Origin of the sequence: Streptomyces sp. NPDC008137, from assembly GCF_042957035.1 — a bacterium.
Taxonomy (GTDB): domain Bacteria; phylum Actinomycetota; class Actinomycetes; order Streptomycetales; family Streptomycetaceae; genus Streptomyces.
Genome location: NZ_JBIBHN010000047.1, coordinates 1 through 16,102, shown reverse-complemented (window position 1 = coordinate 16,102; position 16,102 = coordinate 1). Strand labels below are relative to the sequence as shown.

15 protein-coding genes are annotated in these 16,102 nt (G+C 71.1%); 8 read left to right on the top strand and 7 right to left on the bottom strand.

Translation table 11 applies throughout. The features are described 5' to 3' along the window. The first annotated feature begins 464 nt into the window (after nucleotides 1-464). Nucleotides 465-1,808 (top strand): PH domain-containing protein, encoded by a 1,344-nt coding sequence (locus ACFZBT_RS38820; protein ID WP_391114598.1) that lies wholly within the window; start codon nucleotides 465-467, stop codon nucleotides 1,806-1,808. Nucleotides 1,809-1,834: 26 nt separating this feature from the next. Here ACFZBT_RS38820 and ACFZBT_RS38815 read toward each other — a convergent pair whose 3' ends face one another. Beyond that, nucleotides 1,835-3,016 carry a hypothetical protein gene (locus tag ACFZBT_RS38815; RefSeq protein ID WP_391114594.1) on the bottom strand — a complete coding sequence of 394 codons (1,182 nt, stop codon included), beginning with the start codon at nucleotides 3,014-3,016 and terminating at the stop codon, nucleotides 1,835-1,837. Nucleotides 3,017-3,131: 115 nt separating this feature from the next. Next, entirely contained in the window at nucleotides 3,132-4,280 is a 1,149-nt protein-coding gene (locus tag ACFZBT_RS38810) for an alpha/beta hydrolase-fold protein (RefSeq protein WP_391114591.1), read from the bottom strand. Nucleotides 4,281-4,512: 232 nt separating this feature from the next. On the opposite strand from ACFZBT_RS38810, the gene ACFZBT_RS38805 reads away from it, so the two are divergent. From ACFZBT_RS38805 to ACFZBT_RS38775, 7 genes are all read left to right on the top strand, one after another. After that, nucleotides 4,513-6,357 carry a phosphatidylglycerol lysyltransferase domain-containing protein gene (locus ACFZBT_RS38805; protein ID WP_391114588.1) on the top strand — a complete coding sequence of 615 codons (1,845 nt, stop codon included), beginning with the start codon at nucleotides 4,513-4,515 and terminating at the stop codon, nucleotides 6,355-6,357. A 72-nt stretch (nucleotides 6,358-6,429) separates the two neighbouring features. Then, the gene (gene folP / locus ACFZBT_RS38800) at nucleotides 6,430-7,320 is read left to right on the top strand and encodes a dihydropteroate synthase (protein WP_391114585.1); all 891 of its coding nucleotides are present in this window, start codon (nucleotides 6,430-6,432) and stop codon (nucleotides 7,318-7,320) included. After that, nucleotides 7,317-7,820, top strand: a complete 504-nt coding sequence (locus tag ACFZBT_RS38795) for a nuclear transport factor 2 family protein (RefSeq protein ID WP_382490895.1) — start codon at nucleotides 7,317-7,319, stop codon at nucleotides 7,818-7,820. Before folP ends, ACFZBT_RS38795 begins: the two co-directional genes overlap by 4 nt. 270 nt (nucleotides 7,821-8,090) lie before the next feature. Next, the gene (gene folB, locus ACFZBT_RS38790) at nucleotides 8,091-8,450 is read left to right on the top strand and encodes a dihydroneopterin aldolase (RefSeq protein ID WP_391114581.1); all 360 of its coding nucleotides are present in this window, start codon (nucleotides 8,091-8,093) and stop codon (nucleotides 8,448-8,450) included. Continuing rightward, entirely contained in the window at nucleotides 8,447-9,058 is a 612-nt protein-coding gene (gene folK, locus ACFZBT_RS38785) for a 2-amino-4-hydroxy-6-hydroxymethyldihydropteridine diphosphokinase (RefSeq protein ID WP_391114578.1), read from the top strand. Before folB ends, folK begins: the two co-directional genes overlap by 4 nt. Before the next feature lie 59 nt (nucleotides 9,059-9,117). Next, complete coding sequence (locus ACFZBT_RS38780; protein WP_391114575.1) at nucleotides 9,118-9,606, top strand: DUF3180 family protein; 489 nt, start codon at nucleotides 9,118-9,120, stop codon at nucleotides 9,604-9,606. Nucleotides 9,607-9,645: 39 nt separating this feature from the next. Continuing rightward, nucleotides 9,646-9,840, top strand: a complete 195-nt coding sequence (locus tag ACFZBT_RS38775; protein ID WP_391114572.1) for a hypothetical protein — start codon at nucleotides 9,646-9,648, stop codon at nucleotides 9,838-9,840. Here ACFZBT_RS38775 and folE read toward each other — a convergent pair. From folE to ACFZBT_RS38750, 5 genes are all read right to left on the bottom strand, one after another. Then, nucleotides 9,827-10,432, bottom strand: coding sequence for a GTP cyclohydrolase I FolE (gene folE / locus ACFZBT_RS38770; RefSeq protein WP_391114569.1), 606 nt, complete (start codon nucleotides 10,430-10,432; stop codon nucleotides 9,827-9,829). The genes ACFZBT_RS38775 and folE overlap by 14 nt on opposite strands. Nucleotides 10,433-10,559: 127 nt before the next feature. Next, entirely contained in the window at nucleotides 10,560-12,602 is a 2,043-nt protein-coding gene (gene ftsH / locus ACFZBT_RS38765; protein WP_391114665.1) for an ATP-dependent zinc metalloprotease FtsH, read from the bottom strand. A gap of 185 nt (nucleotides 12,603-12,787) precedes the next feature. Continuing rightward, a complete protein-coding gene (hpt, locus tag ACFZBT_RS38760) occupies nucleotides 12,788-13,348 on the bottom strand; it encodes a hypoxanthine phosphoribosyltransferase (RefSeq protein WP_184594965.1) in 561 nt (186 codons plus the stop codon). 62 nt (nucleotides 13,349-13,410) lie between these two features. Continuing rightward, entirely contained in the window at nucleotides 13,411-14,448 is a 1,038-nt protein-coding gene (gene tilS / locus ACFZBT_RS38755; RefSeq protein ID WP_391114567.1) for a tRNA lysidine(34) synthetase TilS, read from the bottom strand. A 196-nt stretch (nucleotides 14,449-14,644) separates the two neighbouring features. Next, nucleotides 14,645-15,772: a zinc-dependent metalloprotease gene (locus tag ACFZBT_RS38750; protein ID WP_391114564.1), complete on the bottom strand. Its 1,128-nt coding sequence runs from the start codon at nucleotides 15,770-15,772 to the stop codon at nucleotides 14,645-14,647. Between the last annotated feature and the right edge of the window lie 330 nt (nucleotides 15,773-16,102).

The window sequence follows — 16,102 nt, the reverse complement described above, 5'->3', positions numbered from 1 at the left end:
CCGAGAGCAACGGACCAGCCGAGAGCGGCGGGACAACGGCCGGCAGCGGACCGACCGACGCCGACGGACCAGCCGAGAGCAACGGACCAGCCGAGACCGGCGGGACAACGGCCGGCAGCGGACCGACCGACGCCGACGGACCAGCCGAGAGCAACGGACCAGCCGAGAGCGGCGGGACAACGGCCGGCAGCGGACCGACCGACGCCGACGGACCAGCCGAGAGCAACGGACCAGCCGAGAGCGGCGGGCCGGTCGGCGGAGACGCTCTGTCCGAGGGAGGCGCGGTGTCCGAGCGAGGCGGCGTGGGCGATCGGAACGCCATGGCCGAGCAAGACACCGCGACCGGACGAAACAGCATGGCCGAGCAAGACACCCCGGCCAAGCCAAACGCCCTGTCCGAGCAAGACACCGCGACCGAACGAAACACCCTGTCCGAGCAAGACACCGCGACCGAACGAAACAGCATGGCCGAGCAAGACACCCCGGCCAAGCCAAACGCCCTGTCCGAGCAAGACACCCCGGCCGACCGGCGCCTGCACCCCGTCACGCCGCTGCGGCGCGCCTGGGCGCCGGTCGCCGTGGTCATCGGCTGGGCCGTGCACGACCCCGACGGGGCGCAGCGCCATCTGAGCCGGCTGACGACGACCACGCTGCTGATCGGCCTCGCCGTGATCGTCCCGGCCGCCGCCCTCTACGGCTTCTGCTCCTGGTGGTTCACGCGCTTCGCGGTGACCGACACCGAACTGCGCATCCGCACCGGCCTGGTGTTCCGGCGCACCGCGCACATCCGGCTGGAGCGCATCCAGGCCGTCGACGTCACCCAGCCGCTGCTCGCCCGGGTGGCGGGCGTCGCCAAGCTGAAACTCGACGTCATAGGGACCGACAAGAAGGACGAACTGGCCTTCCTGGGCGCGGGCGAGGCACGGACGCTGCGGGCCGAACTGCTCGCGCGGGCGGCCGGTTTCGCGCCCGAGACCGCCCACGAGGTCGGTGAGGCGCCGTCCCGCCGGCTGCTGCGGGTGCCGCCCGGTGTCCTCGCCCTGTCGCTGGTGCTGACGGGCGCGACCTGGGGGTCACTGGCGGCGGCGCTCGTCGTCCCGCCGGTGCTGTGGTTCTTCACCCACAGCCTGTGGACGGTCCTGGCGGTCGCTCTGCCGCTGCTGGGCGCGGCGGGCGCGAGCAGTGTGGGGCGGTTCGTCGCCGACTACGACTGGACGGTGGGCCAGTCGCCCGACGGGCTGCGCATCGACCACGGCCTGCTGGACCGGGCCCACGAGACGGTGCCGCCGGGCCGGGTGCAGACCGTGCGGATCGTGGAGCCGCTGCTGTGGCGGCGGCGCGGCTGGGTGCGGGTGGAGCTCGATGTGGCGGGCTCGTCCAACTCCGTGCTGGTGCCGGTCGCTCCGCGCGAGCTCGCGGAGACCGTCGTCGCGCTGGTGCTGCCCGGGGTGACCGTGCCGGAGAGCGCGGCCCTGTCGCCGTCGCCGCGCCGCGCCCGGTGGTGCGTGCCGGTGTGGTGGCGGGGGTACGGACTCGCCGTCACCGACGCGGTGTTCGCGGCGCGCTCGGGGTTGCTGGCGCGGAGTCTGGCGCTGGTGCCGCATGCCAAGGTGCAGAGCGTACGGATGACGCAGGGGCCCTGGGAACGGGCCCGGGGCGTGGCCGACGTGTGTGTGGACACCGGCGCGAACAAGGTGGTGCGGGCGCGGCTGCGGGACTCGGACGAGGCGCGGGAGTTGCTGGCCCGGCAGGCGGAGCGGTCACGCACGGGGCGCAGGGACGCGCGGCCGGACCGCTGGATGGCGTGACGGCCGAGAACCGGGAGGCGCGGGCTTCAGGAGACCGCGCTGCGCAGCCCCTGCACATCGATCTGTTCCGTCTCGTCGTGCGCGGTCAGGTCGATGACCTGGCCGATCCCGCGCGACTCCGCGTCCGCGGGCTTGTACCGGGCCTCCGCCTCGGCCTTGTGCAGCGCGAGGGCCTCCTGGCCGACGACATCCGCCAGGTCCTCGTTCTGCACGGCCTCCAAGGCGGCGCGGGACGTCTCCTGCTTGGTACCGAAGAAGTCGAAACCCCCTTCGGTCCGCGGGCGCCGCGCCGGCGTCTGCGGGGCGACGGCCACGGCGGTCGGCACCGTGTAGTGACCTGAAGCGGCAGACCGCGGGAGTCGCTCGGTCTCGGCCGTGGCGGACGTGCCGGCGGCCGCGTGCTCGTGCCCGTCCACCGCCTCGGACCGCCCCTGCGGCTCGTCCGCGTGCGACGGCTCCCGCAGGGGCGGCTGTTCGTCGTTGCCCTCCTGCGCCGGCTCGTCCTCGTCGTCCTCCGGGACGCCGTCACCGTCGCCGTCCGGGCCGCCGTCCGGGTCCGGGGCCGGGTCGCCGTCGAACCGGGCGAGTGCGGCCGCCGCACGCAGGAACAGCCGGGAGCCCTCCGGCGAGAAGACGGCGGGAACGGCCGGCTCCTCCTCGACGGCCAGATCCTCGGCCCCCGCAGCAGCCGCCTCCGCCGAACCGTCCGCCGTCTTCGACGCCCCCGCGGGCAGCGCGGCGCGCACCGGAACCGTCGCCTCGATCTCCAGCACCCGGCGGTCCTCCAGGACGCTCGCGCGCTCGGTCTCGGACGTGGCGTACCGGCGCAGCAGCGCGGCGTGTTCGTTGCGCAGCCCGGCCAGTTCCGTGCGCTTGGCGCGCAGCCGCTGCTCGAGCTTCACGCGCAGTTCGCGGGACTCCTCGAGGTCGCCCTCCAGTTCGGCGACGCGCTCCTCGAAGCGCCACTCGTCGCTCGCGCGCCCGCGCGTGAGGTCGGCGACGCGCTTGCCCGCCTGGGCGTCCCAGCGGCGCAGTACGACCGCGCCGACGACCGCCGTGACCGCGGCCGCCGCGGCCAGACCGCGGAGCGCCATCGGCTCCGTGAACACCCAGGGCCCCAGGGCGCAGACGAGGGAGACGCCTGCGATCGCCGACGGGGGGAGCAGCCTGTGCAGGGGCGGGGAATGGCGGTGACGTCCACGTGGCATGGCCAGAAACTTACCGCGCGTAGGCGAATCATGGTGAGCCACCCCGCAAAACAAAGCCATACCGAAGTGTTCACACCGCATCAGAACTCGGCACGAAGCGGAATCTATCCTTCAATCAATTCTCAAGATCATTCCCCGTGGTTCCCGAACGGCCGTCCAGCCGCCCGCTGATCCACTCCAGCGTGGCCGGAATCTCGCGCCGCCAGGTGTTGAAGTTGTGCCCGCCGCTTTCGAGGACGATCGACGAGATCCGCGTCCGCCCGGTGTTCCTCACCCGCTCGATGAACCGCAGCGTGTCCTTGTAGTTGGACTCGCCCATCTCGCTGCTGGTGACCAGCAGCGAAGTGTCGGGAGCGGGCTCGTGCTTCAGGTACCACCACAGGTCGGCGCGATTCCGCAGGCCCTTGTCGCCCTGGAAGAGATCACCCGTCGTCGCGTCGATCGGCGCCTTGTAGTACGCGGAGAGACCGGCCCCCGCGGCATACACACCGGGGTGGTGCATGGCGATCTTCAACGCGCAGTAGCCGCCCGTGGAGTTGCCGATGATGCCCAGCCGGCCCGGTTTATCGACCACCCTGAACCGCGAACGCAACACGTCGGGCAGATCCCTGGCGAAGAACGACTCGGTCTGCGGTCCGCCCGGGATGTCCACGCACTCCGTGTCCCGGGGCGGCGCCACCGTCGGCCGCAGCATCACGAGGATCGTCGGCCGCATCCGGCCCGCCCGGCCCAGCTCCAGGGCCGTACGCGGGTAGTGGAGCTTCTCCACCAGCGCCGACGCCGTGCCCGGGTAGCCGGTCAGCACCACGGCTGCGGGAAACGAACGGGTGCGGTACCGCGGCTGGAAGTACTCCGGCGGCAGATAGACGTACGCGGGAGTGGCGATGCGGGTCGTCCGGCCCACGATCTCGACCTCCTGGATCCGTCCGCCGACCTGGGGCCGCGCACCGCCCGCCCCCGGCACCCGCCGCGAGGCGACCACCTCCAGCGCCCCGTCGCCCCGCGCGTGGTCGACCACCACGCCCGGCTCCTTCTCCTGCCCGAACAGGTCCGCCCAGCTCGCGTAGAACCCGAAGGCCTGGTTGGCGGCGAGACCCACCGCCGCGAACAGCGCCACCTGCGTGGCCAGCAGCAGGCCGACGCGCCCGCCCACCATCCGCCAGCCACGCCGGGCCAGCCGTGGCCACAGCCAGACCGTGCCGGCGAACAGCAGCACGGCCGAGAGCACCGCCAGCAGCAGCACCTTGTTGCTCGTGAGACCCATGGGTTGGTTACCTGTCCGCGCTCTCCGTCCGGCCGCCCCCGCGACCACACCTTCGCGAGGGCTTGTCCCGGACTTTCCTTGGCCTTTGAAACGGCTTTGACGTGGGGAGTGAACCTCTCCCCCCGAGACACCGTCCTAGAGGGCGCAATGTCGCCGGATGCCCGAATCGGTACCGGATCCAAGGTCTCTCGCAGAACTACGGGATGCGATGTCTGTCAGGACAGATGAGGAAATGTCGGTCGAGGTTCCGAGTCGCAGAGGCGACGCGGCGCCCACGGCCCGGGTGAACCGGGCGCGCCAACTGCTGCGCGGACCGCGCCCCGAGGCCGTCCCCGTCCTGGTCGGCAGAGCATGTGCCCTCGTGGGTGTCCTGGACATCGCGGCGGGCGTCTTCCCCCGCTTCCGCCACAGCCGTATGCACGCCATCGCCGAGGTACTGCCCGGCGCCCTCGGCCCGTTCGCGGCCGCCCTGTCGCTCAGCACCGGCGTGCTGTTGCTGCTGCTCGCCCACGGCCTCAAGCGCGGCAAACGCCGGGCCTGGCGAGCCGCCGTCGCCCTGCTGCCCGCCGGTGCCGTCGCGCAGTTCACGTACCGCCACTCACTGGTCGGCGTACTGATCTCCCTGGCCCTGCTGGCACCGCTGCTGCTCCACCGCGACCAGTTCGACGCCCTGCCCGACCCGCGCAGCCGCTGGCGTGCCCTCGCCAACTTCGTGCTCATGAGCGCCGGTTCGCTGATACTCGGCCTGCTCATCGTCAGCGTCCACGCCGAGCGCATCATCGGCGACCCGAGCCTGGCCGACCGCATCACGCACGTCATCTACGGCCTGTTCGGCTTCGAGGGCCCCGTCGACTACCAGGGCAACACGTCCTGGACGGTGGCCTTCTCGCTCGGCGCCCTCGGCCTGCTCACCGCCGTCACCACCATCTACCTGGCCTTCCGCCCCGAACACCCGGCCGCCCGGCTCACCGAGGAGGACGAGACCCGGCTGCGCGCCCTGCTGGAGAGGCACGGCCACCGCGACTCCCTCGGCCACTTCGCGCTCCGCCGCGACAAGGCCGTCGTCTTCTCCCCCAGCGGCAAGGCCGCCGTGACCTACCGCGTGGTCTCCGGCGTGATGCTCGCCAGCGGCGACCCCATCGGCGACGTCGAGGCCTGGCCCGGCGCCATCGAACAGTTCATGGACGAGGCCAAGGCCCACTCCTGGACCCCCGCCGTCATGGGCTGCTCCGAGACCGGCGGCGAGGTGTGGACCCGCGAGACCGGGCTCGACGCCCTCGAACTGGGCGACGAGGCGGTGGTGGACGTCAAGGATTTCTCCCTCGCCGGCCGCGCGATGCGCAACGTGCGCCAGATGGTCAAGCGCATCGAGCGCGCCGGTTACGAAACCCGGGTACGACGTGTCCGTGACCTCGGCGAGGCCGAGCTGGACCGCATCCGCCGCGCCGCCGACGACTGGCGCGGCACCGACACCGAACGCGGCTTCTCCATGGCCCTGGGCCGCGTCGGCGACCCCGCCGACGGCGACTGCCTCATCGCCACCGCCCACAAACAGGACGACCACCCGGGCGAGTACGGCGACCTGAAGGCGATCCTGCACTTCGTGCCCTGGGGCACCGACGGCGCCTCCCTGGACCTGATGCGCCGCGACCGCTCCGCCGACCCCGGCATGAACGAACTGCTCATCGTCGCCGCCCTCCAGGCCGCCCCCAAGCTCGGCATCGAGCGCGTCTCCCTCAACTTCGCCATGTTCCGCGCCGCCCTCGCACGCGGCGAGAAGATCGGCGCCGGGCCCGTACTGCGCGCCTGGCGCGGACTGCTCGTCTTCCTCTCCCGCTGGTTCCAGATCGAGTCCCTGTACAAGTTCAACGCCAAGTTCCGGCCGCGCTGGGAGCCCCGCTTCGTCGTCTACCGCGCCTCCGCCGACCTGCCCCGCATCGGATTCGCCGCCATGCAGGCCGAGGGCTTCGTCAACCTCGCCCTGCCCCTGCCGCGCTTCCTGCGCCGCCGCGGCCCGGCCGGCCGCCGCCCCTGCGCCCACGGCACCACGGCCGAACGCAACGTCCGGGCGGCATGACCGAGCCACCGCACGGGGCCGTCACTTGGGCAGCGGCGCCTGACGGCCCCCGCCTGGGCCTACGCTGAACATATGAGCAACCAGAGCGGACGCGGGCGCGTGGCGGGCCTACCGGAATGGGACCGCTGCGCGGTCATGGGAGTAGTGAACGTCACCCCCGACTCCTTCTCCGACGGCGGCCGCTTCTTCGACACCACGACCGCCGTCAAACACGGCCTCGACCTGGTCACCGAGGGCGCGGACCTGGTCGACGTCGGCGGGGAGTCGACCCGCCCCGGCGCCGCCCGGGTGGACGAGGCCGAGGAACTGCGCCGCGTCATCCCCGTCGTCCGCGGCCTGGCCTCCGAAGGCGTCACCGTCTCCGTCGACACCATGCGCGCCTCCGTCGCCGAACGGGCCCTCGCGGCGGGCGCCGCCCTCGTCAACGACGTCAGCGGCGGCCTCGCCGACCCCCGTATGATCCCGGCCGTCGCCGACGCCGGCGCCCCCTTCGTCGTCATGCACTGGCGCGGCTTCCTCCAGGGCGGCAACGTCAAGGGCGAGTACGCCGACGTCGTCGGCGAGGTCGTGGACGAGCTCCACGCGCGCGTGGAGGCCGTCCTGGCCGGCGGCATCGCCCCCGACCGCGTCGTCGTCGACCCCGGCCTCGGCTTCTCCAAGGACGCCGGGCACGACCTCGCGCTCCTCGCGAGCCTCGACCGGGTCCTGCGCCTCGGCCACCCGCTGCTCGTCGCCGCCTCCCGCAAGCGCTTCCTCGGCCGGGTCCTGGCCGGTCCCGACGGCCCGCCCCCGCCCGCACGCGAACGCGACGCCGCCACCGCCGCCGTCTCCGCCCTCGCCGCGCACGCCGGCGCCTGGGCCGTACGCGTGCACGAGGTACGCGCCACAGCCGACGCGGTACGCGTCGCCCACGCCATCGAAGGGGCGCGTACGACGGACACCAGCGCAGAAGGAGCCCGGTGAGCGCCCCGCACACCGACGTCGAACAGGTCGAGGCCGCCAACACCGCCTTCTACGAGGCACTGGAACAGGGCGACTTCGAGGAACTGGCGTCGCTCTGGCTGACCCCCTCCGACCTGGGCGTCGACGAGTCGTACCACGACCCGGCCGACACCGGCGTGGTCTCCTGCGTGCACCCCGGCTGGCCCGTGCTCACCGGCCGCGGCGAGGTCCTCCGGTCGTACGCGCTGATCATGGCGAACACCGACTACATCCAGTTCTTCCTCACCGATGTACACGTCTCGGTCACCGGCGACACCGCCCTGGTGAACTGCACGGAGAACATCCTCAGCGGCGGCCCCGCCCCCGAGGGCGACGAGGAGCTCGGCCCGCTCGTCGGCCAGCTCGTGGTCGCCACCAACGTGTTCCGGCGCACGCCCCAGGGGTGGAAACTCTGGTCGCACCACGCTTCCCCCGTTCTGGCCGAAACCGACGAGGACGAGGGCGAGGAGACCCCCTCCTGAGTGGGTAGTCGGCTCACAAGGGCCGGACGCGGCCGGACGCGGGACGACGACGTGGTTGGAATCACGGACCCCCGGGTATGGGCGGCTTCCAACCCATGAGCCGCCGGGTTCGCCAGGGGAAACGCTGGATGAATCCTGCCCGGCCCGGCGCGGACGGCCACCCCCGTGGCCCGGTCCCGCCCGGGCTCGCAGGTAGATTCGACTGAGGCCGGTGTGCCGCCCGCACACGGCACGGACCGGCCGTGACCGACGATTGCAGGAGTGATTCGCGTGGATCGTGTCGCGCTGCGCGGCCTGAAGGCCCGTGGGCACCACGGTGTGTTCCCCGAGGAACGTGAGGAGGGCCAGACCTTCGTCGTGGACCTCGTCCTCGGCCTGGACACCCGGCCGGCCGCGGCCGACGACGACCTGGCGAAGACCGTTCACTACGGCATCGTGGCCGAGGAGGTCGTGGCCGTCGTCGAGGGCGAGCCCGTCAACCTCATCGAGACGCTCGCCGAGCGGATAGCCCAGGTATGTCTGAAGCACGAGGGGGTCAAGGAGATCGAAGTGTGCGTCCACAAGCCGGACGCCCCGATCACCGTCCCCTTCGACGACGTGACCGTCACCATCACCCGGAGCCGAGTATGACTGCACCCTTCATCAAGGGTCCCAGCGACCCGACCGTACAGCCGGTACCCGCCTCCGTCGTCGACAAGGTCGACGCCGCCGACACCACCCTCAGCAATCCCAAATGGGCCGTGGTCGCCCTCGGCTCCAACCTCGGCAACCGCCTGGAGACCCTCCAGGGAGCCGTCGACGCCCTCGAGGACACCCCCGGCCTCCGCATCAAGGCCGTCTCCCCCGTCTACGAGACCGAGCCCTGGGGCGTGGCGCCCGGCAGCCAGCCCGCCTACTTCAACGCGGTCGTCGTCCTGAAGACCACCCTCCCGCCCTCCTCGCTCCTGGAGCGCGCGCACGCGGTCGAGGAGGCCTTCCACCGCGTCCGGGACGAGCACTGGGGCCCCCGCACCCTCGATGTCGACATCGTGTCCTACGCCGACGTGGTCTCCGACGACCCGCAGCTCACCCTTCCCCACCCCCGCGCCCACGAACGCGCCTTCGTCCTGGCCCCCTGGCACGACCTCGACCCCGAGGCGCAGCTGCCGGGACGCGGCCCGGTGGCCGGCCTGCTGGACGCCGTCACCCGCACGGGCGTCGAACCCCGCAAGGACCTGGAACTCCGGCTGCCCGAGTAGCCGTTAAGGTCAAGACGGCCACGGAACGGGGCCACCGACGGGGGAAGCGAAGGGACACCGTGAGAGAGCTGCGCATCAGGGTGCTGGTCGGCGTCTTCGTCGTGGCCGGGGTGCTGTCCTGGGCCGGAGCCCGCCTGTGGAACTCGGTCGGCACCCTTCCCGGCGTCCCCATGGCCGCCCCCATCGTCCTGGCCATGATCGCCGTGGTCCTCCTGGCCACGGCGCTCTCGCTCCGCGCCCGCCTGAAGGCCCAGCGCGAGCGGCAGCCCGACGCCAAGGGCGTCGACCCCATGATGGCGGCCCGCGCGGTCGTTTTCGGCCATGCCAGCGCCCTGGTCGCCGCCCTCGTCTCCGGCATGTACGGCGGCGCCGGCGTCTTCCTGCTGGAGTCCCTCGACATCCCCGCCCGCCGCGACCAGGCCATCTACGCCGGCCTCTCCGTCGTCGCGGGCATCGGCGTCATAGCGGCGGCCATCTTCCTGGAACGCGTCTGCAAACTCCCGGAGGACGACGACCACAACGGCGCGGGCACGGCCCCGACGACATGACCCACCCGGGCCTCACCAGGGCCGGCGGGCGAGGTGCCCGTGGCGCAGCTCCTGCTTCGCGGCGACGGTGAACGTCAAGCGTTCGGGGTGACCGCGTCGACCACCTCGCGCGCCCTGACCGCCGTCAATGCCAGGAACGTCGAGGTGGGGTCCAAGCTCTGGAGCCTCGACGGACGGTACGCGGACCGTACAGACGACCGTCGTTGGCGTGACGATCAGGTCAGCGCGCCATGATCAGGCTCATAGCCTCATTGCGGGTCGCGGAATCACGAAGCTGGCCGCGGACCGCCGAGGTAATGGTCTTGGCACCCGGCTTTCGGACCCCGCGCATCGACATGCACATGTGCTCGCACTCGACGACGACGATCACACCACGCGGCTCCAGGATCTGCATCAGGGAGTCGGCGATCTGCGTGGTCAGGCGCTCCTGCACCTGCGGGCGCCGTGCGTACACGTCCACGAGCCGCGCAAGCTTGGAGAGACCCGTGATCTTGCCTTCAACGGACGGAATGTAGCCAACATGGGCAACTCCGACAAATGGTACGAGGTGATGTTCACACGAGCTCAGGACTTCGATGTCCTTCACCAGCACCATCTCGTCATGCCCGAGATCGAACGTCGTCGTCAGCACGTCCTCCGGCTTCTGCCACAGGCCGCCGAATATCTCCCTGTACGCCCGCGCGACCCGCGCCGGTGTCTCCCGAAGCCCCTCGCGGTCGGGGTCCTCGCCGACCGCGATCAGCAGTTCCCGAACGGCGTTCTCGGCTCTCTTCTCGTCGAATTCGCCGAGCCGGCCGTCGCCGGCCAGCGTCACGGGGTCGGTCATCTGGGTGCCTCGTTCCTGTGTCCTTCGCGGGCGGCCTGCGGTAATGGCGAAAAGCCGCGCCCCCCAGGCTAAAACCTGGGGGGCGCGGCATCCATTCCGGGCCCGGGGGCCGCGGGGAGAGCGGTGGTCAGCTCTCGGGGCGGTCCTCCGGGGTCCGCTCGGGCGCCGGGGCGGGTTCCGCCGCGGTGCTCTTCGCGGTGGAGATGGCCGGCGTCGCGCCGTTGGTCCCGTTCGTCAGGGCCAGCTCCTTGGGGGAGAGGACCGGCGGGCGGGTGGACGGCGTACGGCGGGAGGAGCCCGTCCAGGCGGGCCGCGGCGGGCGCTTGACGATCGGTGCGAAGATCTCGGCGATCTCCTCCTTGCCCAGCGTCTCCTTCTCGAGGAGGGCCAGGACCAGGTTGTCGAGCACATCGCGGTTCTCGACCAGGATCTCCCACGCCTCGTTGTGCGCGGTCTCGATGAGCTTCTTGACCTCTTCGTCGACCAGCGCGGCGATCTCCTCCGAGTAGTCGCGCTGGTGAGCCATCTCACGTCCGAGGAACGGCTCGGTGTTGTCGCCGCCGAACTTGATCGCGCCGAGACGCTCGGTCATGCCGTACTGCGTGACCATCGCGCGGGCCAGGCCGGTGGCCTTCTCGATGTCGTTGGCGGCACCCGTCGTCGGGTCGTGGAAGACGAGCTCCTCGGCCGCGCGGCCGCCCAGCATGTAGGCGAGCTGGTCGAGCATCTCGTTGCGCGTGGTCGAGTACTTGTCCTCGTCCGGCAGCACCATCGTGTAGCCGAGGGCGCGGCCTCTCGACAGGATCGTGATCTTGTGGACGGGATCGGAGTTGGGTGAGGCCGCCGCGACCAGGGCGTGTCCGCCCTCGTGGTACGCGGTGATCTTCTTCTCCTTGTCCGACATGATCCGGGTCCGCTTCTGCGGGCCCGCGACCACACGGTCGATCGCCTCGTCCAGCATGTGGTTGTCGATCAGCTTCTGGTCGCTGCGGGCCGTCAGCAGGGCGGCCTCGTTCAGCACGTTGGCGAGATCGGCACCCGTCATGCCGGGCGTGCGGCGGGAGACCGCCGACAGGTCGACGTCGGGCGCGACCGGCTTGCCCTTCTGGTGGACCTTGAGGATCTCCAGACGGCCCTGCATGTCCGGGCGGTCGACCGCGATCTGACGGTCGAAGCGGCCGGGGCGCAGGAGGGCCGGGTCGAGGATGTCCGGGCGGTTCGTGGCGGCGATCAGGATGACGCCGCCCTTCACGTCGAAGCCGTCCATCTCGACGAGCAGCTGGTTCAGGGTCTGCTCGCGCTCGTCGTGGCCACCGCCGAGGCCGGCGCCGCGGTGACGGCCGACCGCGTCGATCTCGTCGACGAAGACGATCGCCGGGGCGTTCGCCTTGGCCTGCTCGAACAGGTCACGGACCCGGGAGGCACCGACACCAACGAACATCTCGACGAAGTCGGATCCGGAGATCGAGTAGAACGGCACGCCCGCCTCGCCCGCGACGGCACGCGCGAGCAGGGTCTTGCCGGTGCCGGGCGGGCCGTACAGCAGCACGCCCTTGGGGATCTTGGCGCCGACGGCCTGGAACTTGGCGGGCTCCTGGAGGAACTCCTTGATCTCGTGGAGCTCCTCGACGGCCTCGTCCGAGCCGGCGACGTCCGAGAACGTCGTCTTGGGGGTGTCCTTGGTGATGAGCTTCGCCTTGGACTTCCCGAAGTTCATGACCCGGGAGCCGCCACCCTGCATCTGGTTCATCAGGAACAGGAAGATGACCACGATGAGGACCAGGGGCAGCAGGAAGGAGATCAGCATCCCGATGAACGGGTTCTGCTTGGACGGCGAGATGGTGTAGCCGTCCGAGATCTGCTTGTCCTGGTACTTGTTCTGCAGCGTGTTGGCGATGTCCACGCCCTGGTCGCCGATGTAGCTCGCCTGGATCTTGGAGCTGCCCTCGACCTTTACGCCGTTCTTGAGCGTGACCTTGATGGTCTGCTCGTCACCGGTGGTCAGCTTGGCCGACTCCACCTTGTTCTGGTTGATCGCCTGGACGACCTGGCCGGTGTCCACCGTCTTGTAGCCGCCTGACGAGCCGACGACCTGCATCAACACGACCACGGCAAGGACGGCCAGCACGATCCACATGACCGGCCCACGGAAGTATCGCTTCACGTCCATCCATACGGAGCGGTGCCGCCCCGTCCCTCCTGCCATAGTGAGTTTGATAAAGGCTGTTCTTCGGACGGTACCCCAGCATTGTCACCTGAAGCTGCGCGGGACAACTGGCGATCCGTCTACGCATGCTCCAACGGCGGGAAGTCCGCTGGGGTTCCCGATCACCGTCACGGCACCCCGGCCGGGATTCAGCCGCCGTACACGTGGGGCGCGAGCGTACCGACGAACGGGAGGTTGCGGTACTTCTCGGCGTAGTCCAGTCCGTAGCCGACGACGAATTCGTTGGGGATGTCGAATCCGACCCATTCCACGTCGATGGCGACCTTCGCGGCCTCGGGCTTGCGCAGCAGGGTGCACACCTTGAGGGAGGCGGGCTCGCGCGAGCCGAGGTTGGAGAGCAGCCAGGAGAGGGTCAGGCCGGAGTCGATGATGTCTTCGACGATGAGGACGTGCTTGCCCTTGATGTCGGTGTCGAGGTCCTTGAGGATCCGCACCACACCGGAGGACTGGGTGCCCGCCCCGTACGAGGATACGGCCATCCAGTCCATGGTGAGGGGGGTGGACAGCGCCCGGGCGAGGTCCGCCATGACCATCACGGCGCCCTTGAGGACTCCGACGATCAGCAGGTCCTTGCCCGCGTACTCCGCGTCGATCTTCGCGGCCAGCTCGGCGAGCTTGGCGTCGATCTCTTCTTTGGTGATGAGTACCTGCTGGAGGTCGGCACCCATGTCTTTCGCGTCCACCCGCATCACTTTCGGTCGTCCCACCGGCTGAGCGGCCCCTCCACCGATTGCCCGGAGGGGTCGTCTGTTCAGCCTTGCCGAATCACCAGTCTGCCACCCTGCCGCTTGGCCACGACCTTGCCGGGGAGGTTGATGGCTCCCTGACCGCGCCAGCCGGTGATGAGCCGGTCGACTTCCTCGATGTGGCGGGCGAACAGCGAGCCGGCCGGCGAACCGGCCGCGATGGCGGCCCGGCGCAGGACGCGGCGGCGTACGGCGGGGGGCAGGGCGTAGAGCTTGGCGCACTCCAGCACGCCGGTGGCGTCGCGGACGGTGGCCTCGGCCCGGCCGGCCCAGGCGTCGAGGGCGTCGGCGTCGTCGCGGGAGAGCTGTGCCGTACGGGCGAGGGCTTCGACGACGCCTTTGCCGAGGGCCTTCTCCAGGGCGGGCAGGCCTTCGTGGCGCAGCCGGGAGCGGGTGTAGGCGGGGTCGGCGTTGTGCGGGTCGTCCCAGACGGGCAGGGACTGGACCATGCAGGCCTTGCGGGCGGTCTGCCGGTCGAGTTCCAGGAAGGGGCGCCGGTAGCGGCCGCCGGCCCCCGAGACCGCGGCCATTCCGGACAGGGAGCGGATGCCGGAGCCGCGGGCGAGGCCCAGCAGGACGGTTTCGGCCTGGTCGTCGCGGGTGTGGCCGAGGAGGACCGCGGTGGCGCCGTGGCGTTCGGCCGCGGTGTCGAGTGCGGCGTAGCGGGCGTCGCGGGCGGCGGCTTCGGGTCCGCCGGTGCGGCCGACGGTCACGGCGACGGAGTCGACCGGGTCGAGGCCGAGTTCACGCAGGCGCTGGACGACTTCCGCGGCGCGCAGGTCGGAGCCGGGCTGGAGGCCGTGATCGACGGTCACGCCGCCGGCTCTGATGCCGAGTTTGGGGGACTCGAAGGCGAGGGCGGAGGCGAGGGCCATGGAGTCGGCGCCGCCGGAGCAGGCCACGAGCACGAGCGGCGGGGGCGGCGGCTCGTGCGAGGGGGCGTGCGGGAGCGCGGCGGTGGCGCTGTGGTGTTCGGTGAGGAGGTCGTGGAGGACGCGGCGGACCGCCAGGCGTATCGCCGCGACCGCAGGATGGGGACCCATGTCCGGTTCCCTTCATGAAGTTGTCGGGGGGTGAGCCCGAGGTTCGGTCACGCAGAGTGTGTAGATGGTGACAGAACCGGGCCGTTCCCCGAGCATTGCACGCCTACCCCTGCCTCACGGTCCCTCGGACGGGTGATTGGAGGGGCGTTCGCCTGCCGTCCGCCGGATTCCTTTCACGACCGTGCCGCGATGTTCACTACTCGGTCCTGCGATGCACCCGCGCGATCCAGTCCGCCGGTTTGGCGATCTCCGTCTTGGTGGGGAGGGTGTTGGGCGAGGTCCACACGCGGTTGAAGCCGTCCATGCCGACCTCGTCGACAACGGCCCGGACGAAGCGTTCGCCGTCGCGGTACTGGCGGAGCTTGGCGTCCAGGCCGAGGAGCTTGCGCAGGGCCAGGTCCAGGCGGGAGGCGCCCTTGGCGCGGCGCTGCTGGAACTTCTCGCGGATCTCTCCGACGGTCGGCACGACGTCCGGGCCGACGCCGTCCATCACGAAGTCGGCGTGGCCTTCCAGCAGGGACATGACGGCGGTGAGGCGGCCGAGGATCTCCCGCTGGGCGGGGGTCTGGACGATCTCGACGAGGGAGCGGCCGCCGTCGTCCTCCTCGGCCTCGGGGCGCCCTCCGGCGAGGGACTGGGCGGCTTCGCGTACGCGTTCCAGGACGGTCATGGGGTCGACGTCGGTCTCGCCCAGGAAGGACTGGATCTCGCCCTCGAGGTGGTCCCGCAGCCAGGGCACGGCGGTGAACTGGGTGCGGTGGGTCTCCTCGTGGAGGCAGACCCAGAGGCGGAAGTCGTGGGGTTCGACGTCGAGTTCGCGCTCCACGTGCACGATGTTCGGGGCGACGAGCAGGAGCCGGCCGCCGCCGTTCTCCGCGGCCGGGAGCCCGGCGGTTGCGGGGGCGAAGGTCTCGTACTGGCCGAGGACGCGGGAGGCCAGGAAGGACAGCAGCATCCCCAGCTCGACTCCGGTGACCTTGCCGCCGACCGCGCTCATCACCGCGCCGCCGGGGGTGTTGCCGCGGCGGTCCTGCATCTTGTCGAGCAGGGGCTTGAGGAGTTCCCGGAAGCCGGCGACGTTCGCGCGGATCCAGCCGGGGCGGTCGACGACGAGGACGGGGGTGTCGTGGCCCTCCTCGGTGCCCAGGCGGGTGAAGCCGCGGACGTGTTCCTCCGAGGCCTTGGCGTGCCGGCGCAGTTCCGCGACGACGGCGCGGGCCTCGTCCCGGCTGACGTCGGGGCCCGGCCGTACGAGCCGGGTCGCGGTCGCGACCGCGAGATTCCAGTCGACCATGCCGGTTGAAGCACCACCGATGCTCGTCATGCGTCAACCGTACGTGAGCCCTGGCCGCTGGGGCAGGGCGGCGCTGGGTGGGGTGACGCCGGGGGCCGTTGTCCGGTACTCGGCGTTCGCGGGGTCGGCCTGGGCCGGGGCTTCTTGGCCGGTACTCGGCGTTGTCGGCTGTGCCCACCCGTTCCGCCCACGGGGGTACCTCCCAGGCCCTTGAGGCACTGGGGGAGGAACGACTGCCCACAGCCAGGCGGGACGGCTACCCACGGCCAGGCGGGACGGCTACCCACGGCCAGGCGGGACGGCTACCCACGGCCAGGCGGGACGGCTACCCACGGCCAGGCGGGACGGCTACCCACGGCC

Coding starts and splice junctions, on each gene's coding strand:
- ACFZBT_RS38820 (WP_391114598.1), top strand. CDS start 465: ATGGCCGAGCAAGACACCCCGGCCAAGCCAAACGCCCTGTCCGAGCAA.
- ACFZBT_RS38815 (WP_391114594.1), bottom strand. CDS start 3,016: ATGCCACGTGGACGTCACCGCCATTCCCCGCCCCTGCACAGGCTGCTC.
- ACFZBT_RS38810 (WP_391114591.1), bottom strand. CDS start 4,280: ATGGGTCTCACGAGCAACAAGGTGCTGCTGCTGGCGGTGCTCTCGGCC.
- ACFZBT_RS38805 (WP_391114588.1), top strand. CDS start 4,513: ATGTCGGTCGAGGTTCCGAGTCGCAGAGGCGACGCGGCGCCCACGGCC.
- folP (WP_391114585.1), top strand. CDS start 6,430: ATGAGCAACCAGAGCGGACGCGGGCGCGTGGCGGGCCTACCGGAATGG.
- folK (WP_391114578.1), top strand. CDS start 8,447: ATGACTGCACCCTTCATCAAGGGTCCCAGCGACCCGACCGTACAGCCG.
- folE (WP_391114569.1), bottom strand. CDS start 10,432: ATGACCGACCCCGTGACGCTGGCCGGCGACGGCCGGCTCGGCGAATTC.
- ftsH (WP_391114665.1), bottom strand. CDS start 12,602: ATGGACGTGAAGCGATACTTCCGTGGGCCGGTCATGTGGATCGTGCTG.
- hpt (WP_184594965.1), bottom strand. CDS start 13,348: ATGCGGGTGGACGCGAAAGACATGGGTGCCGACCTCCAGCAGGTACTC.
- tilS (WP_391114567.1), bottom strand. CDS start 14,448: ATGGGTCCCCATCCTGCGGTCGCGGCGATACGCCTGGCGGTCCGCCGC.
- ACFZBT_RS38750 (WP_391114564.1), bottom strand. CDS start 15,772: ATGACGAGCATCGGTGGTGCTTCAACCGGCATGGTCGACTGGAATCTC.